General features: G+C 62.5%; 20 protein-coding genes. 8 read left to right on the top strand and 12 right to left on the bottom strand.

Features of this window, described 5'->3' with window-relative positions:
* Window positions 1-6: 6 nt before the first annotated feature.
* From dnaJ to grpE, 3 genes are all read right to left on the bottom strand, one after another.
* A complete protein-coding gene (dnaJ, locus tag PQR08_RS12905) occupies window positions 7-1143 on the bottom strand; it encodes a molecular chaperone DnaJ (protein WP_035497750.1) in 1137 nt (378 codons plus the stop codon).
* Window positions 1144-1379: 236 nt separating this feature from the next.
* On the bottom strand, window positions 1380-3335 hold the full coding sequence (gene dnaK, locus PQR08_RS12900) for a molecular chaperone DnaK (protein WP_187607536.1): 1956 nt from the start codon (window positions 3333-3335) through the stop codon (window positions 1380-1382).
* Between the two features lie 261 nt (window positions 3336-3596).
* Window positions 3597-4187: a nucleotide exchange factor GrpE gene (grpE, locus tag PQR08_RS12895; protein WP_408161350.1), complete on the bottom strand. Its 591-nt coding sequence runs from the start codon at window positions 4185-4187 to the stop codon at window positions 3597-3599.
* Window positions 4188-4548: 361 nt separating this feature from the next.
* Here grpE and PQR08_RS12890 point away from each other — a divergent pair, with 361 nt between their 5' ends.
* A complete protein-coding gene (locus PQR08_RS12890) occupies window positions 4549-4710 on the top strand; it encodes a hypothetical protein (protein WP_181291003.1) in 162 nt (53 codons plus the stop codon).
* Here the strand turns inward: PQR08_RS12890 and PQR08_RS12885 are convergent.
* The 3 genes from PQR08_RS12885 to hrcA all read right to left on the bottom strand — a co-directional run bounded on the left by PQR08_RS12885 (window position 4682) and on the right by hrcA (window position 7321).
* Window positions 4682-5089, bottom strand: coding sequence for an RNA-binding S4 domain-containing protein (locus PQR08_RS12885; RefSeq protein WP_238209779.1), 408 nt, complete (start codon window positions 5087-5089; stop codon window positions 4682-4684). The two genes, PQR08_RS12890 and PQR08_RS12885, sit on opposite strands and share 29 nt — an antisense overlap.
* Window positions 5090-5114: 25 nt before the next feature.
* Complete coding sequence (hemH, locus tag PQR08_RS12880; protein WP_408161349.1) at window positions 5115-6182, bottom strand: ferrochelatase; 1068 nt, start codon at window positions 6180-6182, stop codon at window positions 5115-5117.
* Window positions 6183-6304: 122 nt separating this feature from the next.
* Window positions 6305-7321 carry a heat-inducible transcriptional repressor HrcA gene (gene hrcA / locus PQR08_RS12875; protein WP_187607532.1) on the bottom strand — a complete coding sequence of 339 codons (1017 nt, stop codon included), beginning with the start codon at window positions 7319-7321 and terminating at the stop codon, window positions 6305-6307.
* Between the two features lie 185 nt (window positions 7322-7506).
* Between hrcA and PQR08_RS12870 the strand changes: the two genes are divergently transcribed.
* Window positions 7507-8403: an NAD kinase gene (locus tag PQR08_RS12870; RefSeq protein WP_408161348.1), complete on the top strand. Its 897-nt coding sequence runs from the start codon at window positions 7507-7509 to the stop codon at window positions 8401-8403.
* Window positions 8404-8434: 31 nt separating this feature from the next.
* Window positions 8435-10087 (top strand): DNA repair protein RecN, encoded by a 1653-nt coding sequence (recN, locus tag PQR08_RS12865; RefSeq protein ID WP_408161347.1) that lies wholly within the window; start codon window positions 8435-8437, stop codon window positions 10085-10087.
* Between the two features lie 9 nt (window positions 10088-10096).
* On the opposite strand, the gene glnE is transcribed toward recN, so the two are convergent.
* The gene (gene glnE / locus PQR08_RS12860; protein WP_408161346.1) at window positions 10097-12889 is read right to left on the bottom strand and encodes a bifunctional [glutamate--ammonia ligase]-adenylyl-L-tyrosine phosphorylase/[glutamate--ammonia-ligase] adenylyltransferase; all 2793 of its coding nucleotides are present in this window, start codon (window positions 12887-12889) and stop codon (window positions 10097-10099) included.
* A 183-nt stretch (window positions 12890-13072) separates the two neighbouring features.
* Here glnE and PQR08_RS12855 point away from each other — a divergent pair, with 183 nt between their 5' ends.
* From PQR08_RS12855 to tldD, 3 genes are all read left to right on the top strand, one after another.
* The gene (locus PQR08_RS12855; protein ID WP_408161345.1) at window positions 13073-17362 is read left to right on the top strand and encodes a YhdP family protein; all 4290 of its coding nucleotides are present in this window, start codon (window positions 13073-13075) and stop codon (window positions 17360-17362) included.
* 68 nt (window positions 17363-17430) lie between these two features.
* A complete protein-coding gene (locus tag PQR08_RS12850) occupies window positions 17431-18261 on the top strand; it encodes a carbon-nitrogen hydrolase family protein (protein WP_408161344.1) in 831 nt (276 codons plus the stop codon).
* Between the two features lie 148 nt (window positions 18262-18409).
* Window positions 18410-19876: a metalloprotease TldD gene (tldD, locus tag PQR08_RS12845; RefSeq protein ID WP_035497732.1), complete on the top strand. Its 1467-nt coding sequence runs from the start codon at window positions 18410-18412 to the stop codon at window positions 19874-19876.
* On the opposite strand, the gene PQR08_RS12840 is transcribed toward tldD, so the two are convergent.
* Window positions 19828-20148, bottom strand: a complete 321-nt coding sequence (locus PQR08_RS12840) for a hypothetical protein (RefSeq protein ID WP_408161343.1) — start codon at window positions 20146-20148, stop codon at window positions 19828-19830. The genes tldD and PQR08_RS12840 overlap by 49 nt on opposite strands.
* Window positions 20149-20207: 59 nt before the next feature.
* On the opposite strand from PQR08_RS12840, the gene aroG reads away from it, so the two are divergent.
* On the top strand, window positions 20208-21281 hold the full coding sequence (gene aroG / locus PQR08_RS12835; RefSeq protein WP_187607528.1) for a 3-deoxy-7-phosphoheptulonate synthase AroG: 1074 nt from the start codon (window positions 20208-20210) through the stop codon (window positions 21279-21281).
* An 84-nt stretch (window positions 21282-21365) separates the two neighbouring features.
* Here the strand turns inward: aroG and PQR08_RS12830 are convergent, their stop codons facing one another.
* The 4 genes from PQR08_RS12830 to PQR08_RS12815 all read right to left on the bottom strand — a co-directional run bounded on the left by PQR08_RS12830 (window position 21366) and on the right by PQR08_RS12815 (window position 23907).
* Window positions 21366-21971, bottom strand: a complete 606-nt coding sequence (locus tag PQR08_RS12830; RefSeq protein ID WP_408161342.1) for an MAE_28990/MAE_18760 family HEPN-like nuclease — start codon at window positions 21969-21971, stop codon at window positions 21366-21368.
* Window positions 21972-22064: 93 nt separating this feature from the next.
* Complete coding sequence (locus PQR08_RS12825) at window positions 22065-22856, bottom strand: hypothetical protein (RefSeq protein WP_408161341.1); 792 nt, start codon at window positions 22854-22856, stop codon at window positions 22065-22067.
* Window positions 22857-22870: 14 nt separating this feature from the next.
* Window positions 22871-23242, bottom strand: a complete 372-nt coding sequence (locus tag PQR08_RS12820; RefSeq protein ID WP_408161398.1) for a DUF262 domain-containing protein — start codon at window positions 23240-23242, stop codon at window positions 22871-22873.
* A 98-nt stretch (window positions 23243-23340) separates the two neighbouring features.
* On the bottom strand, window positions 23341-23907 hold the full coding sequence (locus PQR08_RS12815; protein WP_408161340.1) for a cob(I)yrinic acid a,c-diamide adenosyltransferase: 567 nt from the start codon (window positions 23905-23907) through the stop codon (window positions 23341-23343).
* 251 nt (window positions 23908-24158) lie between these two features.
* On the opposite strand from PQR08_RS12815, the gene PQR08_RS12810 reads away from it, so the two are divergent.
* On the top strand, window positions 24159-25577 hold the full coding sequence (locus PQR08_RS12810; RefSeq protein WP_408161339.1) for an FAD-binding oxidoreductase: 1419 nt from the start codon (window positions 24159-24161) through the stop codon (window positions 25575-25577).
* Window positions 25578-25666 lie beyond the last annotated feature (89 nt).

The raw sequence follows: 25666 nt of genomic DNA, 5'->3' as shown, positions 1-25666 counted from the left end.
ACCGCATCAGTCGAAGAAGCTCTTCACGCGGTCGAACCAGCTCTTGCTTTGCGGACTATGCCGCGCGCCGCCCTGCTCCAGCGACTTTTCGAACTGCTTCAGCAGATCGCGCTGCTGCTCCGTGAGCTTGACCGGCGTTTCCACCTGCACATGCACGTAGAGATCGCCGGCGATGCTCGAACGCAAGCCCTTGATGCCCTTGCCGCGCAGCCGGAACGTCTTGCCCGACTGCGTGCCTTCCGGCACCGTGAAGCTCGCGCGGCCCGCCAGCGTGGGCACTTCGATCTCGCCACCCAGCGCCGCCGTTGTGAACTGGATCGGCATCTGGCAGTGCAGGTCGTCGCCGTCGCGCTCGAACACCGTGTGCTGCTTGATGTGGATTTCCACGTACAAGTCGCCGTTCGGGCCGCCGTTGATGCCCGGCTCGCCGTTGCCGGCCGAGCGGATGCGCATGCCATCGTCGATGCCCGCCGGAATCTTCACTTCCAGCGTCTTCGTTTCCTTCACCTTGCCCGCGCCGTGGCAGTTCGCGCACGGATCGGGGATGTAGCTGCCGCTGCCGTGACACTTCGGGCACGTCTGCTGGATGCTGAAAAAGCCCTGCGACATGCGCACCTGGCCCTGGCCGTGACAGGTCGGGCAGGTCTCCGGCTTGGTGCCCGGCTTCGCGCCCGAGCCGTGACAGACGTTGCAGTTCACCCAGCTCGGCACGCGGATCTGCGTGTCGTAACCGTGCGCCGCCTGCTCGAGCGTGATCTCCATGCTGTAGCGCAAGTCCGCGCCGCGATACACCTGCGGTCCGCCGCGTCCGCCGCGAGCAGCGCCGCCCGCGGCCTGTCCGAAGATGTCGCCGAAGATATCGCCGAAGGCATCGGCGAAACCGCCGAAACCTTGCGCGCCCGCGCCCGCCATGTTCGGATCGACGCCCGCGTGGCCGTACTGGTCGTACGCGGCCCGCTTCTGCTGGTCGGAGAGCATTTCGTAGGCTTCCTTCGCCTCCTTGAAATTCTCTTCCGCCTTCTTGTTGTCCGGATTGCGGTCAGGGTGATACTTCATCGCGAGCTTGCGATACGCCTTCTTGATCTCGTCGTCGCTCGCGTTTTTCGCGACGCCCAGAACGTCGTAGTAATCCCGTTTCGCCATGTCGGTTCGATGCCGCCGCGCTTACCCGCGACGGTTCCTGTCAGATGCTGCGAGTCCGTTGCTTCGACTCGCGCGTAAAACTTCGCGCGCCTCGCCTAAATCAAGGCGCCTCTGAAAAAACAACGTGCCCGGAGAGCCGTGAGGCTCGCCAGGCGCGTTACACGTAAGACGCGTCACGCGTCCCGGTGTTGCCACCGAAAAGCGCGTGAGCGTTGCCACTCCCGCGCCCTTGCGGCTTAGTCCTTCTTCACTTCCTTGAAGTCGGCGTCGACGACATCGTCGTGGTGCTGGCTCGCGCCCGCATCCGCCGACGCGCCCGCGCCTGCCGCACCAGCCGCCGCGCTCGCCGCGCCTTGCTGTGCCTGCATGTCGGCGTACATCTTTTCGCCGAGCTTCTGCGAGGCTTGAGCCAGCGCCTCGACCTTCGCTTCAATCGTGGCCTTGTCGCTCGAATTGCTCTTCAGCGCTTCTTCGAGATCCTTCAGCGCCGCTTCGATCTTTTCCTTCTCCGAAGCGTCGACCTTGTCGCCGTATTCGGCAACGGCCTTCTTCGTGCTGTGAACCAGCGCGTCGCCCTGGTTGCGGGCATCGGCCAGCTCGCGCAGCTTGTGATCTTCCTCGGCGTTGGCTTCGGCGTCCTTCACCATTTTGTCGATTTCCGCGTCCGTCAGACCCGAGTTCGCCTTGATGGTGATCTTGTTTTCCTTGCCCGTCGCCTTGTCCTTCGCGCCCACGTGCAGAATGCCGTTTGCGTCGATGTCGAAGGTCACTTCGATCTGCGGCGTACCGCGCGGTGCGGGCGGAATGCCTTCGAGGTTGAACTCGCCGAGCAGCTTGTTGCCCACGGCCATTTCGCGCTCGCCCTGGAACACCTTGATCGTCACGGCGCCCTGGTTGTCGTCGGCCGTCGAATACACTTGCGAGTGCTTCGTCGGGATCGTCGTGTTCTTGTTGATCATCTTCGTCATCACGCCGCCGAGCGTCTCGATGCCGAGCGACAAAGGCGTCACGTCGAGCAGCAGAACGTCCTTGCGGTCGCCCGACAGAACCTGACCCTGAATCGCAGCGCCAACGGCCACGGCTTCGTCCGGGTTCACGTCACGGCGCGGATCCTTGCCGAAGAACTCCTTCACCTTTTCCTGCACCTTCGGCATGCGCGTCATGCCGCCGACGAGAATCACGTCGTCGATGTCGCCGACCTTCACGCCCGCATCCTTGATCGCGATGCGGCACGGTTCGATCGTGCGCTCGATCAGCTCTTCGACGAGCGCTTCGAGCTTTGCACGCGTGAACTTGAGGTTCAAGTGCTTCGGACCCGACGCGTCGGCCGTGATGTACGGCAGGTTGATGTCGGTCTGCGCCGTCGACGACAGTTCGATCTTCGCCTTTTCAGCGGCTTCCTTCAGGCGCTGCAGCGCGAGCACGTCCTTGCTCAGGTCGACGCCCTGCTCCTTCTTGAACTCGCCGATGATGTAATCGATGATGCGCTGGTCGAAATCTTCACCGCCGAGGAACGTGTCGCCGTTCGTCGACAGCACTTCGAACTGCATTTCGCCGTCCACGTCCGCGATTTCGATGATCGAGATATCGAACGTGCCGCCGCCCAGGTCGAACACGGCGATCTTGCGGTCGCCCTTTTCGGCCTTGTCCAGACCGAACGCGAGCGCGGCTGCCGTCGGCTCGTTGATGATGCGCTTCACTTCCAGACCGGCGATGCGGCCCGCATCCTTCGTTGCCTGACGCTGGCTGTCGTTGAAGTACGCCGGCACCGTGATGACGGCTTCCGTGACCGGCTCACCGAGGTAGTCCTCAGCGGTCTTCTTCATCTTGCGCAGCACTTCGGCGGAAACCTGCGACGGCGCGAGGTTCTTGCCATGCGCCTCGACCCATGCGTCGCCGTTATCGTGCTTGACGATCTTGTAGGGCATCAAATTGATGTCCTTCTGCACTTCCTTCTCTTCGAAGCGGCGGCCGATCAGGCGCTTGACCGCGTACAGCGTGTTGCGCGGGTTGGTGACCGACTGACGCTTGGCAGGCGCGCCGACGAGAATTTCGTTGTCATCCATGTACGCGATGATCGACGGCGTGGTGCGCGCGCCTTCCGAATTCTCGATGACCTTGACCTGATTGCCTTCCATCAGCGCCACGCACGAATTCGTGGTGCCGAGGTCGATGCCGATGATTCTGCCCATTTTTTATCCTCTCCTAGCTTTGATCGCAGTGGCGTTGCGGCGGCGGTGTGTCGTGCCTGACGCCGGCTTTTGCCGATTTACCGGGCCGAACGCCCAAAATTCATACCTGTACGCAAGATAAGAGCGCAGGTTTCGATTTCAAGACCCTGAACGCGATGCGGTCTATAAGTTTTTTTGTGCGGCGCGGATCTTTTCGTGCGCCGCCGAAGACCGCGAAAGCGGCCGGAACGCGGCACACTGGCCGTGATCGCCGCAGACGCGTTACTTCGGCGCGGCGACGGTCACGAGCGCCGGACGCAGCACGCGATCCGCGATCACGTAACCCTTTTGCAGCACCGTGACGACGGTATTGGGATCCTGCTCGGCCGGCACCATCGAGATGGCCTGATGGCGATGCGGATCGAATTTTTCGCCCACAGGATTCAACGCGATGACGCGGCCCTTCTCCAACGCGCCGGTGAGCTGACGCAGCGTCAGTTCAACGCCTTCGCGGACCTTGGCGAGATCCGACGACTGATCGGCGAGCGCGGCTTCGAGGCTGTCGAGCACCGGCAACAGGTTCTCCGCGAAATTTTCGATGGCGAATTTATGCGCCTTCGCGACATCTTCCTGGCTGCGGCGGCGGACGTTTTCCGTCTCGGCCTTGGCGCGCAGGAAGTCTTCCTTGAGCGCCACGATGGTGGCCTGCGCTTCGGCCAACGCGGCCTCGGCCTCGTTCGGCGCAGCTTGCGGCGTGGCAGCCGCTTCTGCCGGTGCAGCCTGCGCCGTGCTGGTGGTGTCTGCGGCCTGGCGCGCGTTCTCGTCGGCGGGCGTCGGGTTCTGGCTCGCTGAATTCTCTTGCGTGTTTTCCATGTCGCTCAATATCTATTGCTGTTGAGTTGAATCGGTTGCGAAAGCGGCGGAGCGCAGTCCGGATCGCGTTTTTCGCACTAACGGCGGAAATTGGGGCGTCGAACATATTTTCAAGGCTTTTGCGCGATTTTTTCGGACCAATTCGAGCGCTCCGATGGCACCGAAATGGCCCGTAACCCACACTTCGCCGCGGCGCGCAATTTCAGATTGAGGGAAAGCCCTGACTCGCCTACACTTCAATCAAGCACCGCAGGACGCACGTTTACCCTAATCCTACGAAATGCTTCAATCCGCTTTCAGCCCTTGCCCGTTTCCTGAACCGGTCGCTTTCTGACCGGGCAACCCGTTCTCCGGGGATACCATGAAACTGACCTTTGCTATCGCGGTGGTCGCCCTGGTACTCGTCGCGGGAACGACCACCATCTGCATGTCCGGCGTCGTGACGGACCGTAACACCGAGTACGGTGGCGTTCACGCGACCATCGAAAGTTACTTCAATCCGAACGAGAAAATTTGTCGATAGTCCGGCGGTCGCGCTTCGTCGGCCTGCCCTGCAAGCCGGCTGCGGGTTCGTGGAACGTCTTGCGACGCTCGGCTTCGGCCATGCGCTTCGCCCGGCCTTCCTCGGTTTCGGCATAGAGCGTCTGCGCGACCGTCGCCGGGCCGCGCACGTCGCATAGCCCGCGTACTTCGACCTGCCAGACGAGCCGCTCGATATCGATCTCGACGATATCGCCGACACGCACGTCCTTCGACGGCTTCACGTTCGCCCCGCCGATCTTCACACGGCCCTTTTCCACCGCATCGCTCGCGAGCGAACGCGTCTTGAAGAAACGCGCCGCCCAAAGCCACTTATCGATGCGCAAACGCGCGCCAGGTTCCGTCGAAATCTTGTAGTTCATGGGTGAATGCTTGAAAAAGCCGTGCTCAGGCCACCGCGGAAAGCGGCTGCACGGTCTGCACGGGCCACCCCTGCAGATGCTGCGCGGCGATTTCGCCGAGCCCCTTGATCCACGCGGGCGTCGCGTTCAGACAGGGAATCCGGTGGAAATGCCTGCCGCCGGCCTTCAGAAATTCGTCGCGCACCTCGATGCCGATTTCCTCGATCGTTTCCAGACAATCCGCCGTGAAGCCGGGACAGAACACATCCACGCGCGCGACGCCGCCCGCGCCGAGTTCCGTGACCGTCGGCGCGGTGTACGGCTGAAGCCACTCCGCGCGGCCGAAGCGCGACTGAAACGTGACGCGGCATTCCACCGGCGTGAGTCCGAGCGCGGCCGTGAGCAGCGCGCCGGTCGACTGGCACTGGTCGTGATACGGATCGCCGAGATCCATCGTGCGCTTCGGCACGCCGTGAAAGCTCAGGACGAGTTTGTCGCCCGCGGCGAAATCCGGCTGGCCGTGATGCCGCCAATAGTCGCGCACTTGTTCGGCAAGCGCGCCGATATACGCGGGATGATCCGCGTAATGGCGGATCGTGCGGATTTCCGGCTGATTGCGCACGCGCTTGAGCGCGGCGAAGGCATCGTCGAACGCGGTTGCTGTCGTGGACGACGAGTATTGCGGATACATCGGCAAGAGAAGAATGCGATCGGCACCTTCGAGCTTCAGCTGATTCAGCATCGCGCCGATGCCGGGCGACCCGTAGCGCATCGCGTAGTCGACGATCACGTGATAGTCGTTCGCCGCGAACAGCCGCCGCAGACCCTCGACCTGTTTTTCCGTATGCACGCGCAGCGGCGAGCCTTCGTGCATCCACACCTGCGCGTATTTCTTGGCCGACGCCCGTCCGCGAAACGGCAGGATCAGCCCGCGCAGAATGACCTGCCACACGAGCGACGGAATTTCCACGACGCGCGGATCGGACAGAAACTGCGCCAGATACTTGCGCACCGCCCGCGGCGTGGGCGCGTCCGGCGTGCCGAGATTGATCAGCAGCACCGCGACGCGATGCGAAGCGCTGGGCTGCGAGGGCAACTCGAGGTCGAAACGCATAGGGCAAGCGGGCCGGAAGGTGGTCGTCTAAAAGTTGAAGACCATTATAGCGGCGGGCTCAAGCGGGCATCATTGGCCGAACGGCCTAGTGGCGCAGCCTTGCGTGCCGCGCCAAGATGGCGTCACTGATGACTAAGGGACATCGAGAGCAGGCGCGCGGTGATGTCCACGATCGGAATCACGCGGTTATACGCCATGCGCGTCGGGCCGATCACGCCGAGCGTGCCGACGATCTTCCCGTTGACCTCGTACGGCGCTGTCACGACGCTCATTTCCTCGATCGGCACGAGATTCGACTCGCCGCCGATGAAGATCTGCACGCCTTGTGCGTGGCTCGATACATCCAGCAGTTGAAGGAGGCTCGTCTTTTGGTCGAACAAATCGAAAAGCTTGCGCAGCCGCGCCATGTCGGAGGAAAGGTCCGCCACTTCGAGCAGATTGCGCTCGCCGGAAATGAGCACGGTGTCCATGGGATCCGTCTCGGCGGTGCTCGCGACCACGGCCGCCTGCATGAGCGCGGTCATGTCGCCGCGCAACTGGTCGATTTCCTCGCGCAGACGGCGGCGCACTTCGTCGAAGGACAGGCCCGCGAAATGCGCGTTGATGTAATTGGAGGCTTCGACGAGCTGCGAGGGCGAGTAGTCGCGCTGCGTCGCCATCATGCGGTTCTGGACGTCGCCTTCGGGCGTCACGATGATGAGCAGGATGCGCTTGTCCGACAGCCGCATGAACTCGATCTGCTTGAACATGTGGCTGCGGCGCGGCGTGAGCACGACGCCCGCGAACGACGAAAGACTGGACAGCACGCTCGCCGCCGCCGCGACGATTTTTTGCGGCTCCTCGCCCTGCAGGCGGGTCTTGACGGCGGTGGTCATGGCTTCGTCTTGCGGCGCTTCTACAGTCAGCATCGTGTCGACGAAGAGCCGGTAACCGCGCGGCGTGGGGATGCGTCCCGCCGACGTATGCGGGCTCGAGACGAGGCCGAGCTCCTCGAGATCCGACATCACGTTGCGGATCGTCGCGGGGCTCAGTTCGAGACCGGAATGGCGTGATAACGTGCGCGAACCGACCGGCTGACCTTCGGCGATGTAGCGCTCGATCAACGTTTTCAGGAGGGTTTGTGCACGTGGGTCTAGCATGGGGAAATTTTAGCTCAACGAGTCGGAGGGCGGCGAGCCGCGCCGTGTGCGCTGCGTTCAACGTCCGCTCCATTCTAGCGATAAACGACGGGCGTGCCGTGCGGCGTCGTGCGGTCCCGTCGCAGCACGCTCGTCCGCCATCGCCCGCGGTTCTTTTCGCTCTCTGACTATGGTGTAATGCCGGCATGGAAATTGGCCAATTCAAGACCGTCGCCCTCGTGGGGCGCACCAACACGCCAGGCATCGAGGCGCCGCTGAGATCGCTCGCCGGTCTTCTGGCGCAGCAAGGCTTCGAGGTCGTGTTCGAGGCGGGCACCGCGAAAGATGTCGATGTGACGGAGTTTCCGGCGCTCTCCATCGCGGAGATGGGCGCGCGCGCGGACGTCGCGATCGTGCTCGGCGGCGACGGCACCATGCTCGGCATCGGCCGGCAGCTCGCGCCGTACAAGACGCCGCTCATCGGCGTGAATCACGGACGGCTCGGCTTCATCACGGACATTCCGTTGAAGGCGATGCAGGAGATCATCCCGCAGATGCTCGCCGGCCAGTTCGAGCGCGAGGAGCGCAGCCTGCTAGAAGCGCGCATCATGCGCGACGACAAGCCGATCTATCACGCGCTGGCGTTCAACGACGTCGTGGTGAATCGCAGCGGCTTTTCCGGCATGGCGGAGTTGCGCGTGTCGGTGGACGGCCACTTCATGTACAACCAGCGCTCGGACGGCCTGATCGTCGCGACACCTACGGGCTCGACCGCTTACGCGCTGTCGTCGGCGGGACCGATTCTCCATCCGCAGTTGCAGGGCTTCGTGCTCGTGCCGATCGCGCCGCATTCGCTGTCGAACCGTCCGATCGTGCTGCCCGACGATTCGAAGGTGACCATCCAGATCATCGGCGGGCGGGACGTCAACGTGAATTTCGACATGCAGTCGTTCACCGCCGTCGAGCTGAACGACGCGATCGAAGTGCGGCGCTCGAAGCATACGGTGCCGGTGCTGCATCCGGTCGGCTACAGCTCGTACGCCACGTTGCGCAAGAAGCTGCACTGGAACGAGCATCCGTCGCAGGACGCCTCTTCTCTCTGAACTTCCCGAATTCCCCTTCCCCGAAGCGTCCATGCTCCGTCATCTTTCCATTCGAGATTTCGTCATCGTCGCCACGCTGGACATCGATTTCGATCCAGGTTTCACGGTCTTTTCGGGAGAAACCGGCGCGGGCAAGTCGATCCTGATCGATGCCCTCGCACTCACGCTCGGCGCCCGCGGCGATGCGAGCGTCGTGCGCACGGGCCAGGCGCGCGCGGATATCACCGCTGAATTCGGCACGCATCCGCAAGTCACGCGTTGGCTGGACGAGCACGCGTTGTCGCAAGACAGCGACTCGGTCATGCTGCGCCGGGTGATCGATTCGGGCGGCCGTTCGCGCGCGTTCATCAACGGCACGCCAGCGACGCTCGCGCAGCTTCGCGAAGTGGGCGAAATGCTCGTCGACATTCACGGGCAGCACGCGCATCAGTTGCTGATGCGTCCCGACGCGCAACGCGAACTCTTCGACACGCACGCGCAGTTGCTCGATACCGCCGGCGCGGTGAATCGCGCGTGGCGCGCCATGCGCGATGCGCAGCAGGCCGTCGAGACCGCGCAAAGCCGCGACCGCGAACTGCAACTGGAACGCGAGCGTCTCGCGTGGCAACTGAGCGAGTTCGACAAACTCGCGCCGCAGCCCGGTGAATGGGAGGAAGTGAGCGCGGAACATCATCGGCTGTCGCATTCGGCGAGTCTCATCGACGGCGTGCAGGGCGCACTCGGCGCGCTCTCCGAATCCGACGAAGCGATGATCTCGCAGCTCGGCGCGATCATCTCGAAGGTGCGCGGTCTCGCCGATATCGATCCCGCGCTGAACGACGTGCTCGCGTCGCTCGAACCGGCGGAAATCCAGTTGCAGGAGGCGTCGTATTCGCTGTCGCACTACGCGCAGCGGCTCGAACTCGATCCCGACCGGCTCGCACAAGTCGAAAGGCGCATGGATCAACTGCACTCGACGGCGCGCAAGTTCCGCCTTCAGCCCGAGACGCTGCCCGAGGAACACGACGCGCGCCGCCAACAGCTCGCCGATCTCGACGCCGCCGCCGATCTCGACGCGCTCAACGCCGCAGCGGAGAAAGCGAAAACCGAATATCTGGCGCAGGCCAAGGTGCTGTCGAAGGCGCGCGCAAAGGCCGCGAAGCATCTGTCGAACGCGGTCACTGCCGGCATGCAGGAATTGTCGATGGCGGGCGGCAGCTTCGACGTCGCGCTCGTGCCGCTCGCGGAAGGCGGTGCGAACGGGCTGGAGCAGATCGAGTTCCGCGTCGCCGGTCACGCGGGCGTCGCGTTGAGGCCGCTCGCGAAAGTCGCGTCAGGCGGCGAACTGGCGCGCATCAGCCTCGCGCTCGCCGTGATTGCGAGCACCGCAAGCCCGACGCCCACGCTCATCTTCGACGAAGTGGACACGGGCATCGGCGGCGGTGTCGCGGAAGTGGTCGGGCGTCTGTTGCATCAACTCGGGCGCGACCGTCAGGTGCTGTGCGTCACGCATTTGCCGCAAGTGGCCGCGCGCGGCGATCAGCATTTCCAGGTCGCGAAATCGCCCGACGATGCCGGCGGCACCGTGAGCACGGTGACGCCGCTCGACAAGAGCAGGCGCGTCGAGGAAGTGGCGCGCATGCTCGGTGGCCTCGAAATCACCGCGACCACGCGCAAGCACGCGAAGGAAATGCTGGCCGCCTGAACGCCGGGCTCAGCCCGCCACGGCGAACACCCGATTCCACAACGCCGTCACCGCGTCGCGTTCGGCCTGAACCTCGGCCGGATCGACGCGCGCTTTCTCCATGCCGTCGAGCCGCAGCGTGTGCTGAAGCTTGCGGTAATGCCGGTAGGCCGCGCCGATCACATCGGCCTGGTCTTCGGCGATCAATCCGCTTTGCGCGGCGATCTTGAGCAGCGTGATGTTGCCCGCGTTGCGCAGAAACGCGCGATGCTCACGCGTATGCAGCAGCACCCAGTACTGCACAATGAACTCGATATCGACCATGCCGCCGCGATCGTGCTTCAGGTCGAACAGCTCGCTGCGATTCGGATGGCCATCGGCGACGCGCTGGCGCATCGACGCGATCTCGCGTGCCAGCGCGGCGGCGTCGCGCTCCATGACGAGCACGTCGGCGCGAATCTTCTCGAACTCCGCGCCGATCTCCGCGTCGCCCGCGCTGTAACGTGCGCGCGAAAGCGCCTGATGCTCCCAGACCCACGCGGTGTTCGCCGCGTCGCCCTCGCGAATCTGATAGCGCCGAAACGTTGCGAGGTCGGTCACGAGCAGGCCGGACTCGCCGTTCGGGCGCAGGCGCAAATCGACATCGAACAGCGTGCCCGCGCCCGTCGCCGCGGTGAGCCACGTGATGAGGCGGCGCGTGAACATCGCGTAGATGTCGGAGGCGGCGTCGTCGTCATCGTCGTAAAGAAAGATGAGATCGAGATCCGACGCGTAGCCCAGTTCCTTGCCGCCCAGCTTCCCATACGCGATGACCGAAAAGCGCGGCGTCTCGCGATGCCGCTTCGGGAACTGCTTCCACACGGTGCGCACGGTCACGTCGAGCACGGCGTCGGCGAGTTCGGAGAGACGGTCGCTCACATGCTCGACGCTCAGATGGCCGGCGAGATCGATCAGCAGAATGCGAAAAACTTCGGCCTGGTGCGCATGACGCAGCAGATCCATCTGATGTTCGACGTCCTCGGCGGCGTCGAGCCGCGCGATCAGCGAGCGCTTGAACTCGGACCAGTCAAACGGGCTGGCGATGGCTTCGTCGTCGAGCAATTCGTCGAGCAACTGCGGATGGCGGATCAGATAGCCCGCCGCCCAGCGCGAACCCGATAGCACCGACAGCACGCGCTCCAGCGCCGCCGGATATTCGGTCAGCAGCGCGAGATACGCGCCGCGTCTGCCGATGGCATCGAGCAGATCGAACAGACGCACGATGATGTCGCCGCGCTTGCCCGCATCGATCGACTGCACGGCTTCGAGCGCCCGCTGCGCGACGATGTCGAAGCGCTCCCGGCTCTGCGACGGCAAGCCGGCATAACGCGCCGAATTCCACACGCCCGTCAGACGCGAAAGCACCGGCGCGGGGTCCGCGAAGCCGAGTTCCGCGAGTCGCGCGGCGAGCTCTTCCTGCGCGGAGTCGTCGGCGAGCGCGCTGCTCCAGATCCACGACGCCGCCGAATCCTCAGAGACGCCGCAGCCGCCCTGCCCGCTCACCTTGTCGGCGAAGATCGCGTCGAACTGCTGCTCGACGAGCTCGCGATGCGCGTCGAGCTTGTCCATCAGCGCGGCATAGTCAGCAAAGCCGAGCGACTTCGCGAGCAGCGTGCGCTCGTCGTCCGCGACGGGCATCGCGTGCGTCTGCGCGTCGTTGCGATATTGCAGCCGATGCTCGACCGTGCGCAGGAACAGATACGCGTCGGACAGGGCCTCGCACACATTGGGCGCGAGCAGGCCGTTGGCGGCGGCGCGTTCGAGGACCGCGAGCGTCGGACGAATGCGGAAATCCGCTGCCTGGCCGCCGCGAATCAACTGGAACACCTGCGCGCTGAACTCGATCTCGCGGATACCGCCGCGCCCGAGCTTGATGTCATCGGCCTTGTCGGGACGCATCGACGCGCGCCGCCGCGCTTCCTGCCGAATCTGCTGATGCAGCGAGCGGATCGCCGCGATCACGCCGTAGTCGAGATAGCGCCGGTAGATGAATGGCGTCGCGATCGCTTCGAGCTGCTTCGCGAGGCGCTTCGCGGAATCGCTCTGCGTCTCCGAAACGAGCCGCCCCTTGATCCACGCGTAGCGCTCCCACTCGCGGCCCTGCACGTAGAAATACTCTTCGAGCATGCCGAGGCTGCACACGAGCGGGCCGGAATCGCCGTTGGGCCGCAGCCGCATATCGACGCGGAACACATAGCCGTCCTGCGTGATCTCCGCGAGCGCGCCGATCAGACGTTTGCCGAGCCGTGTGAAGAATTCCTGCGTCGGGAGTGCGGAGCGCGTGCCGCCCGAGGTTTCGCCGTCCTCTTCATAAACGAAGATCAGGTCGATGTCCGACGATGCATTCAGCTCGCGCCCGCCGAGCTTGCCCATGCCGACGACGCCGAGCGTCAGCCGCTCGCCGTCCGGTCCGCGCGGCTCGCCGAAGAGCGCTTCGAGATCCGCCGACAACACCGCGAGCGCGCGCTGCACGGTGACCTCGGCGAGATCGGTCATCGCGCCGGTGACTTCGGCGACGTCGGCCGCGCCCGCGAGATCGCGCTCCATCACCGTGCAGAACACGTCGGTTCGCAGACGCCGCAGCGCGGTCTTGAGCGCGGCTTCGTCGAGCACGCCGTTTTCGGTGCATGGCGCGCAGTGCGCATCGAGGCGCGCTTCGATCCATTCGCGCGTGATGCGCGAGCGCGCCCACTGCGCGACATTCGACGCCAGTTCGGGCCGCGCCGCATAAGCGCGCGCCGCATAGTTGGAATAGTCGGAACTGAGAAGAGTGGCGTCGGTCATGAAAGGTTGGGTTCGCTCATTGCTTCCGGTAAGACATCGCACTTCACGCAACGCGCCGCGAGTCTTGCCGGGCGCGGCTTTGCGAGCATCCACGAGTGCACGGGCGGCGGCCATCACCGCGATGCCCGTGTTACATTTCAGCGTCAAACACGCAAAACTACCATATCGCCCGACAGCCGCAGCATGTCCGACAGCAGACGATCCGTCGACCCGAACGAAGTTGGACAAGCCAAGCCCAGCGGCAACGCCGAGCGCGTGCTTTCACGCGTCTTCAAAATCATTCTGGTCGTCGCGGCCATCGCGTATTTCGTGGTCGCGGGCGTGTATGTCGGCCTGCGCTATGTCGTCATGCCGCAGGTCGATTCGTTCCGGCCGCGCATCGAGCAGCTCGTCTCGTCGAAGATTCACGCGCAGTTGCATATCGGCAGGATTTCCGCGCGATGGTCCGGGCTTTCGCCGACACTCGACATCGACAATCTGAGCATCGATGCCGCCGATGGCTCGCCGGGTCTCGCCGTGCCGCACGCGAGCGCGAGCATCGCGTGGGCGTCGCTGCTGCATCTGCGGCCCAAGCTCGCGGACCTGACGGTCGATGGTCCCGACGTGATCATCGCGCGCAATGCGGACGGCGCGGTGTCCGTCGCGGGCGTGCCGCTGCCCACGCATCGCACCGGCTCGAACGCGTTCACGACCTGGCTGCTCGGCCAGGACCGCATTCTTCTGCGCGACGGCACGCTGCGCTGGCGCGACGCGCAACGCTCAGCGCCCGAGATCGCGTTCAAGCGCCTGAATCTCGCGATCATCAACGACGGCACGCGCCATCGGCTCGCGCTCAAGGCGCCCGCCGACGGCGACGTATTGCACGGCCCGCTCGACTATCGCGCGGACTTCCGTCATCAGCCTTTTTCCGCGATGGGCGCGCCCGCGAACTGGACCGGCCGTCTCTACATGTCGACCGGCCCCGTCGATCTGCCGATGCTCGCGCGCTACGTGAAGCTGCCGTTCCAGATGTACGGCGGGCGCATCAACAACCAGATCTGGCTGAACTTCGCGGGCGGCCAGTTGCAGAATGCGACCGGCGAACTGACCGGCGCGAACGTGGCGCTGCGCGTGCGCGCGACGCAGCCGCGTCTCGATCTGCCGATCGCGCGCTTCGGCTGGAGCATCGAGAAGAACGACACCGAGTACACGCTGAATCTGCGCGACCTGCATGCGGAGCTCGGCCAGCCGCCGCTCGATGACGGCACGCCGGTCGCGCGCCTGCTCGTGTCGCGCTCGCTGACAGGCACGTTCCGCCCGCCAAGCGCCGGCAAGGGGCAACTGGTGCGGCTGACGGGCGATTCCGTCGATATCGGCATCCTCGCGGAATTCGTGCGCGCGCTGCCGGTGCCGGCGAGGGTGCTCAACGAGCTCGTGCGCTTCAATCCGCGCGGCCAGGTGGCGAACTACACGATCTTCACCGAGCGCGCCGCGCCGAAGAACGAGGAAGAAGCGCAGCAACAGCGCACGAAGGGCGACGCGCCGCTGCTGCATTACGCGTTCAAGGGCGATCTCGAAGGCCTGAGCGTGCAGGCGCAGGAGCCGCCGCCCGGCCTCACGATCAACAACCATCCGCGTGCGGGCATTCCGGGCGTCGAGAATCTGTGGGGCACCGTCGACGCGAACGAGAAGGAAGGCAAGATCACGATCGACACGAAGAACGCGGCCGTCATCATTCCCGGCGCGTTCGACGATCCGCGTCTCACCTTCGACTCGCTGCAGGGCAACGCGCACTGGACCGTCGCGGATGCCATCGCGCCGGGCGAACTGCGCCGCGCCTTCACGATCCATATCGACCGTCTGCGCGTCAAGAACGCGGACGCCGAAGGCGAAGCCACCGCCGATTACTGGAACCAGGGCCACGGACGCGGCAATCTCGATCTGAAGGCGAAGGTCGCGCATCTGAAGGTGACGAGCCTCGTGCGCTATCTGCCGACGAGCCTGAACGAGCGCGTGCGCGTCTATCTCGGCCATGCGCTGCAGGCGGGCGTCGCGAAGAACGGGACGATCGAAGTGCACGGCGATCTCACGCGCTTTCCCTACGCGAAATTTCCCGACGCGGGCATCTTCCGCATCAACGCGCCGTTCACGGGCGGCAAGTTCGACCCGACGCCGTTTCCGCCGCGCAAGATGGCCAACGGCCTGCCGAACTTCTGGCCGGCATTCGAGGGCATCGACGGCACGTTCACGCTCGCGCAGAACAAGCTCGGCTTCGATATCGACAAGGGGCATTACCGCAACGTGAAGGTCTCGAAGGTCGTCGGGCGCATCGACGATACGGGCAATCGCGAGACCAAGCTGTGGATCGACGGCCGCGCGCGCGGCCCGCTCGCCGACATGCTGCAATACGTCGACGACAGCTCGCTCGGCCTGATGGCGAAGCACGCGACGCGCAAGATCGACGCCAAAGGAGACGCGTCGCTCGCGCTCACGCTCGGCATTCCGCGCTTCCGTCCGCCCGCGCCGCTGCCGCCGCTCAAGCCCGATTACAAAGGCTCGATCACCTTCGCGGACAACGAAGTCACGTACGGCAATCTGCCGCCTCTCACGCATCTGCGCGGCCGCGCCGACTTCGCCGCCAAGACCGTGACGCTCGACGGCCTCACTGCGCAACTGCTCGGCGGCGACGTGCGCGCGAAAGGCGGCGTACAGCCCGACGGCAGCTATGCGATCGACGTGAACGGGCGCATCGGCGCGGATGCCGCCACGCGGCTCAATCGGCGCATCACGCCGCAGGTCGCGGAATTCATGAAGCGCATCAACGGCGCCGCGCCTTATGAACTGCACGTGCACGGCGTGAAGAACGCGCTGCCGAACGTGCAGGCGAACTCGGATCTGACGGGTCTCGGCATCGATCTGCCCGCGCCGTTCGGCAAGGCGCAAGGCACGCCGATGCCCTTCTCCTTCACCTTCCAGCCCGCGCCGGGCGGCGCGTCGGATCTGCACGACGCAAAGTTGAGCTTCGGGCCGGTGACGGCGCATTACGTGTTGCAGCAGATCGGCCGCGCGCAGGTCAAGATCGATCCGCAGAACGCCGCCGAGCCGATGAACATGCGCGCGCGTCTGAAAGTCGTGCGCGGCGCGATCGGCGTGAACAAGCCCGCCGATTTGCCGGCCGAGGGCGTCAGCGTGGACGCCGATCTGAACGAGCTCGATGCCGACGCATGGCGCAAGACCTTCGCCGACATCAGCGCCGCCAGCACCGCGACGCCGGAAGCCGCCGCCGCCGCGAACGCGCCGCGCCCGCCGATGAGCGAGAACGTCAAGCAGTTCATTCCGACCCGCGCCGCCATCCACTTCACGACGCTCAAGCTGCTCGACCGGCGCTGGGAGAACATCGCGATCGGCGCGAGCGGAGCGGATCGCAAGTGGCAGGCGAACATCGCGTCGGATCAGGTGTCGGGCGATGTCGCCTGGACGCCGGGCGCGACGAGAGACAGCCCCGGCACCCTGCAGGGACGTTTTGCGAAGGTCGTGATCCCGGAGAAGATGGCGGGCGATACGGTCGGCCCGGTCATCAGGAAGCCGCCGCGCAATGTGCCGACGATCGATCTCATCGTGAACGAGCTCGTGTTTCGCGGTCACAGCCTCGGGCGGCTCGAAGTCGACGCGCACAACGAGGTCATCGCCGACGAGCCGATCTGGACGCTCGACAAGCTCGAACTCATCAACCCCGACGCGACGCTCACCGCGAACGCGACGTGGCGCACGCTGCCGGGCGGCGTCTTAAAGGTAGACACGGAAGACGCGATCCCGCGCCGCACGTCGCTCGATTTCAAGCTCGACGTGAAGAACGGCGGACAGTTGATCGATCGCTTCGGTGCGCCGCATGTCGTCAATTCGGGCAGCGGCACGGTCTCGGGCCACGCGGGCTGGAACGGCGGTCCGACTGCCGTCGATGTGAATACGCTCGATGGCAACGTCGCCGTCGATCTGCGTCACGGCCAGATCTTGCGTGCGCCGGGCGCGGCGAAGTGGCTCGGCATCTTCAGCCTGCGCAGTCTCGCCAACCTGCTGACGCTGCACTTCGAGGATGTCGTCGGCAAGGGCCTGCCGTTCGAGAAGATCACGGGCAATGCGAAGATCGTCGACGGCATCAGCCGCACGGACGACTTCCTCATGGTCACGTCGCCCGCGCGCGTGCAGATGCAGGGCGTCGTCGACATGCCGAAGCAGACGCAGGATCTTCACGTGAAGGTGGTGCCGACGGTCGGCGCGGGCGCGGCGGCGATCGGCGCGGCGGTGATCAATCCGCTGCTCGGCCTCGGCGTGCTCGCGGCGGACATCGCGCTGTCGGCATCGATTCAGAAGGCTTTTGCGCTCGACTATTCGATCACCGGCTCGTGGAGCAAACCCGTCGTTAAGCGGCTCAATGGCGATCAGGGTAAGATCGAAACACCCGCCGCCGCCGTGGTTCCGTCCGCTGCCCGCTGAAAACGGGCGTTTGCATCCGCCCCGGCGACGCCGTTTTCGTCCCTTTTTTTCTGCCAGCGCATAGAGACATGAGCGAAAGATCGAGCGAAAGCGCGGCCCCGTTTCAGGTCGCCGCGCTCCAGATGGTCAGCACGCCGGACCGCGACCGCAATCTTGCCGACGCCGGCCGCCTCATCGCCGAAGCCGCGCGCGGCGGCGCGCAACTGGTGCTGCTGCCCGAATATTTCTGCTACATGGGCTTCAAGGACACCGACAAGCTCGCGATCCGCGAAACGCCCGGCTCGGGTCCGATCCAGCAATTTCTTTCCGATGCGGCGCGGGAGCATCGCGTGTGGATCATCGGCGGGACGCTGCCGCTGCGCTCGCCCGAAGAGAACCGCGTGCTGAACACGACGCTCGTCTTCGATCCGAGCGGCACGCAGGTCGCGCGCTACGACAAGATTCATCTGTTCAATTTTGAAAAAGGCGAGGAATCGTTCGACGAAGCGCGCACCATCTGTCCGGGCAGCGAAGTGCGGACCTTCGACGCGCCCTTCGGACGCGTGGGATTGTCGGTGTGCTACGACCTGCGCTTTCCGGAGCTGTACCGAAAGCTCGGCGACTGCGCGCTGATGGTCGTGCCTTCCGCGTTCACTTACACGACCGGCCGTGCGCACTGGGAGACGCTGCTCAAGGCGCGCGCCGTCGAGAATCAATGCTATGTGCTCGCCGCGGCGCAGGGCGGCAATCACGAGAACGGACGCCGCACGTGGGGTCACAGCATGCTGATCGATCCGTGGGGCGAAATCGTCGGCGTTCGGGACGAAGGGCCGGGCGTCGTGATCGGCGGCATCGATTTGCAACGCATCGCGGCCGTGCGGCAGAGCTTGCCGGCTTATCGACATCGCGTGATCGGGTGATCGCGCGGCTTACTCGGATCAACTCGACTGATGACTTGAAGACGCGGGTTTCTCCCCGCACATGAAACGACTGGATCAGACCGTAGAATAGTCTGCAATTCGTCTGAAATATCATCGAACTCGTCACAGAACACGCAATAGGCACCGCATGAACATCATCGAACCCGGCATTCGGAATCTGGTCACGGCGAAGGACGTTTTGCTCACGCCCTACGGCCTCGACGAAGGACTGATCACCCGCACGCTCGCGGAAATCTTCACGCATCGTGTCGATTACGCGGACCTCTATTTTCAGTCCACGCGCAGCGAAGCGTGGAGTCTCGAAGAAGGCATCGTCAAATCGGGCAGCTTCAGCATCGATCAGGGCGTCGGCGTGCGCGCCGTGTCGGGCGAGCGCACGGCGTTCGCGTATTCGGACGACCTGTCGCCCGAATCGATCCGTCAGGCCGCGATCGCGACGCGCGCGATTGCGAAAGCGGGCGGCGGCAAACACAAGATCAAGCCGGCGAGCACGCTCACGGGCGTGTCGGGGCGCGATCTGTATCTGCCCGCCGATCCCTTGCATTCGCTCGACGCGAACGCCAAGGTCAAATTGCTGGAGCGCGTCGAGCAGATGGCGCGCGGCAAGGACCCGCGCATCACGCAGGTGATGGCCGGTCTCGCCGGCGAGTATGACGTCGTGCTGGTCGCGCGCAGCGACGGCGCGCTCGCGGCGGACGTGCGTCCGCTCGTGCGCGTATCGGTGACGGTGATCGCCGAGCAGAACGGCCGGCGCGAGATCGGCTCGGGCGGCGGCGGCGGACGTTTCGACTACGGCTATTTCACCGACGCCATCCTGAACAAATACGTCGACGATGCCGTGCACGCCGCGCTCGTCAACCTCGAAGCGCGCCCTGCCCCGGCAGGCGCGATGACCGTCGTGCTCGGGCCGGGCTGGCCGGGCGTGCTGCTGCACGAGGCGGTCGGACACGGGCTCGAGGGCGATTTCAACCGCAAGGGATCGTCGGCGTTCGCGGGCATGATCGGCGAGCAGGTGGCGGCGAAGGGCGTCACGGTGGTCGATGACGGCACGCTGCCGAATCGGCGCGGCTCGCTCAACATCGACGACGAAGGCAACCCGACGCAGTGCACGACGCTGATCGAGGACGGCATCCTGAAGGGCTACATCCAGGATTCGCTCAACGCGCGTCTGATGAAGATGCCGGTGACGGGCAACGCGCGCCGCGAATCGTACGCCGCGCTGCCGATGCCGCGCATGACGAACACGTACATGCTCAACGGCGACAAGGACCCGCAGGAGATTCTCGCCTCGGTGAAGAACGGCTTGTACGCGGTGAATTTTGGCGGCGGTCAGGTCGATATCACCAACGGCAAGTTCGTGTTCTCGGCTTCCGAGGCGTACATGATCGAGAACGGCAAGATCACGTATCCGGTGAAGGGCGCGACGCTGATCGGAAGCGGGCCGGAATCGCTCAAGTACGTGACGATGATCGGCAACGACATGTCGCTCGATAGCGGCGTGGGCGTGTGCGGCAAGGAAGGCCAGAGCGTGCCGGTGGGCGTCGGTCAGCCGACGTTGCGCATCGAGAAGATGACGGTCGGCGGGACCGTGTGATAGTCATGCGGGTTTTCCGCATCGGGCGGCTTTGTTTGCGGCGTGGCCGCGCTGCCCGATGCGGATTGTCCGCGTTTTTGTAGTTGCAGGGTTGTCAGCGCCGTGCGTTTGCGGTTATAAAAGCAGTCACAACTTTTTCGACACACCTTCGATCCATCATGTCCGCCAAGTTTTATTTTTATTTCTTTTGGCATCTCAAGCCGCTGGCGGATCGAGAGGGGTGAGTCGTACACAGGTTGAACAGACCGAATTCCCGAAAAAACCGCCAGCAAGTCTGGCGGTTTTTTTTCGTCTCATAGTTTGATTAGAACGCTGCCGTTGGAGAACCGACATGCCCCCGCACAATACCGATGATGTTCGTATCCGCGAGTTGAAAGAGCTGACGCCACCCGCGCATCTGATCCGCGAATTCCCCTGCGCCGAGCCGGTTTCGGAGCTGATCTACAACGCGCGACAGTCGATGCATCGCATTCTTCACGGGATGGATGACCGGTTGATCGTGATCATCGGGCCTTGCTCGATTCATGATCCGCGCGCGGCGCTTGAATATGCCGGGAAGCTGATCGAGCAGCGCAAGCGGTTCGCGGGCGAGCTGGAGATCGTGATGCGGGTGTATTTCGAAAAGCCGCGGACGACCGTTGGATGGAAGGGGCTCATCAACGATCCGTACATGGATAACAGCTTCAAGATCAATGACGGGTTGAGGGCCGCGCGCGAGTTGCTCATGCATATCAATGAGCTTGGGCTTCCCGCTGGCACCGAGTATCTCGACATGATCAGTCCGCAGTACATCGCCGATCTGATTTCGTGGGGGGCGATTGGGGCGCGGACTACCGAATCTCAAGTACACCGCGAGCTTGCTTCCGGTTTGTCGTGCCCTGTCGGGTTCAAGAACGGTACGGATGGGAATGTGAAGATCGCTGTCGATGCGATCAAGGCGGCGTCGCAGCCGCATCATTTTCTCTCCGTGACCAAAGGCGGGCATTCGGCGATCGTTTCGACCGCGGGGAATGAGGATTGTCATATCATTTTGCGCGGGGGTAAAGCGCCTAATTACGATGCGGCGAGCGTGGATGCTGCTTGTAGTGATATCGGGAAGGCGGGGTTAGCTGCGCGGCTGATGATCGATGCGAGTCACGCCAATAGCTCCAAGAAGCATGAGAATCAGATTCCGGTTTGTGAGGATATCGGCAAGCAGCTCGCTGCTGGGGATGAGCGGATCGTGGGGGTGATGGTGGAATCGCATCTTGTCGCGGGGCGGCAGGATTTGAAGGAAGGATGTGAGTTGACCTATGGGCAGAGCGTTACCGATGCTTGTATTGGGTGGGATGAAAGTGTGAAGGTGTTGGAAGGCTTGGCGGATTCAGTCAAACAACGACGAGTCGTTCGAGGTGGCGGAAACTAAAAAGACAGTGTTTGAATCGGCCGCTAGACGTCGCGGCCGATTATTCACTCATGCCGCACTACGGTCTCGCCATGAACTGATCACTTACGCGACTTGAGAGTCTGTTTCCATCGACAGATAAATGCGCCGTTCCGCAGCGCCAATCAACTCACTGCTTACACGGTCTAGAAGACCCAACATTCGATCGGCTCTCTCTAAAAACTCGATCCGGGAAATTTGGAATCCTTCGCCATGAGCTACAAGATGACGGTCACGAACCACCTGCTCGTCAATGAAAACGCTCATAGTCGACCAATTAGCTGCGTCCAATCCGAGGCGCGGATTCAATCCTGCAGAAGAAAGCAGGCGAGCTAGCACTTCCGTTCCCGGGTTGCCCTCGGCCCTTACTTCCCACGTCGAGTTTCTGCACACCTCATCTGCACGGCTGATAATTCTTTGAGCGAGTTTGCCATGTGTGTCAACGCTCCCAGGATACTCGGCTTTTCCCGCTCGCTGCACATCTGCGAAAAATGCGGCAGCAACAAAATTGGGCGCCAATTCCTTGAGTCTCAGTTCTTGAGCAAAGACATGCTTGAAATACAGCCTTACCGAATTTCGCAGAAAACCCTCCCAATGGGCGCAAAGGAGAACCAGTCCTCCGCGATAGAGAAAATTTTTTTCGCTAGTCGCTCGCCGAGCCGACACCCTCAATCCACTAATTTCTTACTTTCTCCAAGCTAATTCGCGTGCAATCTTCTGCTGGAACTCCTCAACAGTACGCAAGCTCATCTTCTTAGCCTTCCTTCACTTCTTCACTCGTGTCCTTTTCGAAACCGGTTTTCGCGGCTCTGCTTCAGTCGTCAAATCGGTTACTAAAGCTTCAGCAATGGGAGTAACCCGCGCCATACGCTCACGCGCTCTTAATCCAGAAAAGCTGTTCCTATACGCATCGGATTTCCACAATGCTTCAACTAGCTGCTGGACTTGGATACTCTCTTTGATTCCTGCGAGTTGATCCCAGTGACGGCTTAGAGCAAGTCCTAAGCCCTCGAACGCCGCCAAAGAGAAGCCACCTCTAAATGCACCGAGTCTTTCGCTCCAGTGACGAAAAATATTTCCTTGCGTTTTGCCGTCTAAAAACTCAAATACCTCGGAGAATTTTTTTGCTTCGCCTTCTTCATCGAAGGCGTCGTCCACTGCGATCAACTCCATTCTGTCGCGCAAAAACTCGTGAACGTCGCCAATCTCGCTTGGATTTACATCGCGAAGCACAATGAAACGCAAAGCGAGATCCATATCGTATTTTTCAGCTATCTGAGTTTCGCTGAGGAGCGTGCATGAACGAAAGTTTTGGTTTTCGGCCAAAGCCTTTAACCATCGGAAACGTTTAGGATTCAAGCTTACCAGAACGCAATTCCTTAGCTCCTGCGGTGACAACGGCTCGCCATATGTATTCAAGCGCTCGAAGAGATCAAATTTTCCGGACGATGCTCCTTGCTCGCGCGCCAATACCTTTATATCGAGGCGAGTTCGCTTAAACTCCAATCTCAACGCCGGGTCCATTGTGGCGAATTCCACACCGCTCAAATTAGGCAAGTGTTTTGTTCCTTCTAGCTTGAGAGGACGCTTTTTTCCAGATCACCGTCCTCGCTGCTGACCGGACCGGTGAGCTCCCCCATAAACTCGAATATCGTCGATAGCCTCTGTACTCCATCAATTACTTCCCATACCCCAGAGTCGTTTGTCGCCACATACAGCGAAGGAAGTGGAATCCCAAGAAGCAAAGATTCGATCAATCTGGATTTCTGTTGAAGTCCCCACCGAAATACGCGTTGAAATTCAGGGTGAATGTCCAACTCACTATCTTTGTATAAATTGAGAAGTTCGCCAACTGACATCGAAAGGTTGTCGGAGGAGATCTCACGTCGCTTGGAGTCAACGTCTTTTTTCACGGACATATTTAGGGGCGTTAAACGCTTCACGATCAAGATACCTCTAATACGAACGTATATTTGGACTTATCGGGCAGCAATTTTCGTATATACAACGACAATTCGGAATTATTGCTCGTACAAGCAGGCTATTTTTGATTTCCCGCTACTTCCTTTATCCAAAGGACGTCTATGCCGCCGTCTGCTCGATTTAGAATTCGAGCGCAGACAAATAACAAATCCGAAAGCCGATTCACATACCTCCGCGGCGCCTCATTAACCCCCGCGGTCTCTACACGCCCCAACGCCACAATCGCCCTTTCCGCTCTCCGACAAACCGTCCGCGCAACATGAGCAAGCGCAGCCGCTCTAGACCCACCCGGCAGAATAAATTCTTTGAGGGGCGGCAGTGTCGCGTTGTAGTCTTCCAGCCAGGCATCCAATTGCGCAAGATGAGAAGTCTGAATCATCGAATGCCCGGGAATCGACAACTCCCCACCAAGATCAAACAAATCGTTTTGAATCTGCGTCAGCGCGTCCCGCACATCCGAAGGCATCGGTTCACACAAAAGCACGCCGATACAGGAATTCAATTCATCGACATCGCCAATCGCGGCAATCCGCGCATCGTCTTTCGAAACGCGGCTTCCATCGCCCAATCCTGTCGTTCCATCGTCGCCGGTACGCGTGGTGATCTTGCTCAAGCGGTTACCCATCGCTGACTCCCTGATAAGCAGACAAAAACCCGACCCATTATAGGCAGACCCGCGCGTCCAAAACGCCCCCAAAACCCCGCCCCGCCGACCTTCCCCCCGACGGCGTAAAATGAGATAAACACCGTACGGCTTTCGCGCCGATCGCAAGCCTGGACAAAACGGCCCGGTCGCAAAGGCATCGCGAGAAAAGCCGCAACGCTCATACCAAGCGCGCAATCAAGAACGCAATCCGCACCGCCCGGAGACACCTTGTGAACCACCCCACCGAACACCAGGCGCTCGAAAAACGCCCCTTCCCCACCGCGCTGCTCGAAGCCCTGAAGCAAAAATTCGCCGACCGCATCTCAACCGCGCAAGCAGTAAGAGAACACCACGGCCGCGACGAATCGCCGTTCGATCCGCAACTTCCCGACGCCGTCGTCTTCGCGCGCAGCACCGAGGAAGTGCAGGCCATCGTGAAGCTCTGCGCCGAACACGGCGTCCCGATCATCCCCTACGGCAACGGCTCCTCGCTCGAAGGTCACTTGCTCGCGGTCCAGGGCGGCGTCTCCATCGATCTGTCCGAGATGAACCAGATCGCCGCGATCAACGCCGAAGACCTCACGGTGACGGTGCAACCCGGCATCTCCCGCAAGCAACTGAACGAAGCGCTCAAGGACACCGGCCTCTTTTTCCCGATCGATCCTGGCGCGGATGCGAGCATCGGCGGCATGTCCGCGACGCGCGCCTCCGGCACCAACGCCGTGCGCTACGGCACGATGCGCGAGAACGTTCTCGGCCTCACCGTCGTGCTCGCCGATGGCCGCGTCATCAAGACCGGCACGCGCGCGCGCAAATCGTCGGCGGGTTATGACCTCACGCGTCTTTTCGTGGGCTCGGAAGGCACGCTCGGCGTCATCACCGAAATCACGGTGCGTCTCTATCCGCAACCCGAAGCGATATCGGCGGCCGTGTGCGCATTCCCGTCGATGGGAGACGCCGTGCGCGCCGTCATCGAAACCATTCAGATGGGCGTGCCGATCGCGCGAGTCGAGTTCGTCGACAAGCTCGCCGTGCGCGCGATCAACCGTCACTCGAATCTGACGCTGCGCGAATCGCCGATGCTGTTCTTCGAATTTCACGGCACCGAATCCGGCGTGAAGGAACAGGCGCAGACCGTGCAGGACATCGTCGCGGAGAACAAGGGCGAGGACTTCGAATGGGCGACGCGTCCCGAAGACCGCAGCCGTCTCTGGAACGCGCGCCATTCGGCCTACTTCGCGATGTTGCAACTGAAGCCCGGCTGCCGCGCCGTCACCACCGACGTCTGCGTGCCGATCTCGCGTCTCGCCGAATGTGTCGAGGAAACGGAAAAGGATCTGCGCGGCTCGTACTTGCCGAGCCCGATCGTCGGTCACGTCGGCGACGGCAACTTTCACGTCGCGATGCTGCTCGATCCCGATAAGCCCGAAGAGCTGGAAGAAGCGGAGCGCATCAATCGACTCATCGTCGGACGCGCGCTCGCGATGGGCGGCACCTGCACCGGCGAACACGGCGTCGGGCTGCACAAGATGGGCTTCCTGATCGATGAGCATGGCGAAGACGCCATCGCGACCATGCGCGCCATCAAGCAGGCGCTCGATCCGAAAAACCTGATGAACCCGGGGAAAATCTTCACTTTCGAAGGCTGACGAAGTCGCGCAAGATGCAAGCATCAAATAAGCGCGACTGTCTGCGCAGGCATCAAAAGGAGGAGACATGAACGCACCCGACGAGCTCA

It is taken from the genome of Caballeronia jiangsuensis, from assembly GCF_046030135.1.
Taxonomy (GTDB): Bacteria; Pseudomonadota; Gammaproteobacteria; order Burkholderiales; family Burkholderiaceae; genus Caballeronia; species Caballeronia jiangsuensis.
This window is presented reverse-complemented; position numbering and strand designations above follow the sequence as displayed.

Excerpts from the sequence above, each read along its gene's own strand:
- dnaJ (WP_035497750.1), bottom strand. The coding sequence starts at position 1,143 with ATGGCGAAACGGGATTACTACGACGTTCTGGGCGTCGCGAAAAACGCG.
- dnaK (WP_187607536.1), bottom strand. The coding sequence starts at position 3,335 with ATGGGCAGAATCATCGGCATCGACCTCGGCACCACGAATTCGTGCGTG.
- grpE (WP_408161350.1), bottom strand. The coding sequence starts at position 4,187 with ATGGAAAACACGCAAGAGAATTCAGCGAGCCAGAACCCGACGCCCGCC.
- PQR08_RS12890 (WP_181291003.1), top strand. The coding sequence starts at position 4,549 with ATGAAACTGACCTTTGCTATCGCGGTGGTCGCCCTGGTACTCGTCGCG.
- PQR08_RS12885 (WP_238209779.1), bottom strand. The coding sequence starts at position 5,089 with ATGAACTACAAGATTTCGACGGAACCTGGCGCGCGTTTGCGCATCGAT.
- hemH (WP_408161349.1), bottom strand. The coding sequence starts at position 6,182 with ATGCGTTTCGACCTCGAGTTGCCCTCGCAGCCCAGCGCTTCGCATCGC.
- hrcA (WP_187607532.1), bottom strand. The coding sequence starts at position 7,321 with ATGCTAGACCCACGTGCACAAACCCTCCTGAAAACGTTGATCGAGCGC.
- PQR08_RS12870 (WP_408161348.1), top strand. The coding sequence starts at position 7,507 with ATGGAAATTGGCCAATTCAAGACCGTCGCCCTCGTGGGGCGCACCAAC.
- recN (WP_408161347.1), top strand. The coding sequence starts at position 8,435 with ATGCTCCGTCATCTTTCCATTCGAGATTTCGTCATCGTCGCCACGCTG.
- glnE (WP_408161346.1), bottom strand. The coding sequence starts at position 12,889 with ATGACCGACGCCACTCTTCTCAGTTCCGACTATTCCAACTATGCGGCG.
- PQR08_RS12855 (WP_408161345.1), top strand. The coding sequence starts at position 13,073 with ATGTCCGACAGCAGACGATCCGTCGACCCGAACGAAGTTGGACAAGCC.
- PQR08_RS12850 (WP_408161344.1), top strand. The coding sequence starts at position 17,431 with ATGAGCGAAAGATCGAGCGAAAGCGCGGCCCCGTTTCAGGTCGCCGCG.
- tldD (WP_035497732.1), top strand. The coding sequence starts at position 18,410 with ATGAACATCATCGAACCCGGCATTCGGAATCTGGTCACGGCGAAGGAC.
- aroG (WP_187607528.1), top strand. The coding sequence starts at position 20,208 with ATGCCCCCGCACAATACCGATGATGTTCGTATCCGCGAGTTGAAAGAG.
- PQR08_RS12815 (WP_408161340.1), bottom strand. The coding sequence starts at position 23,907 with ATGGGTAACCGCTTGAGCAAGATCACCACGCGTACCGGCGACGATGGA.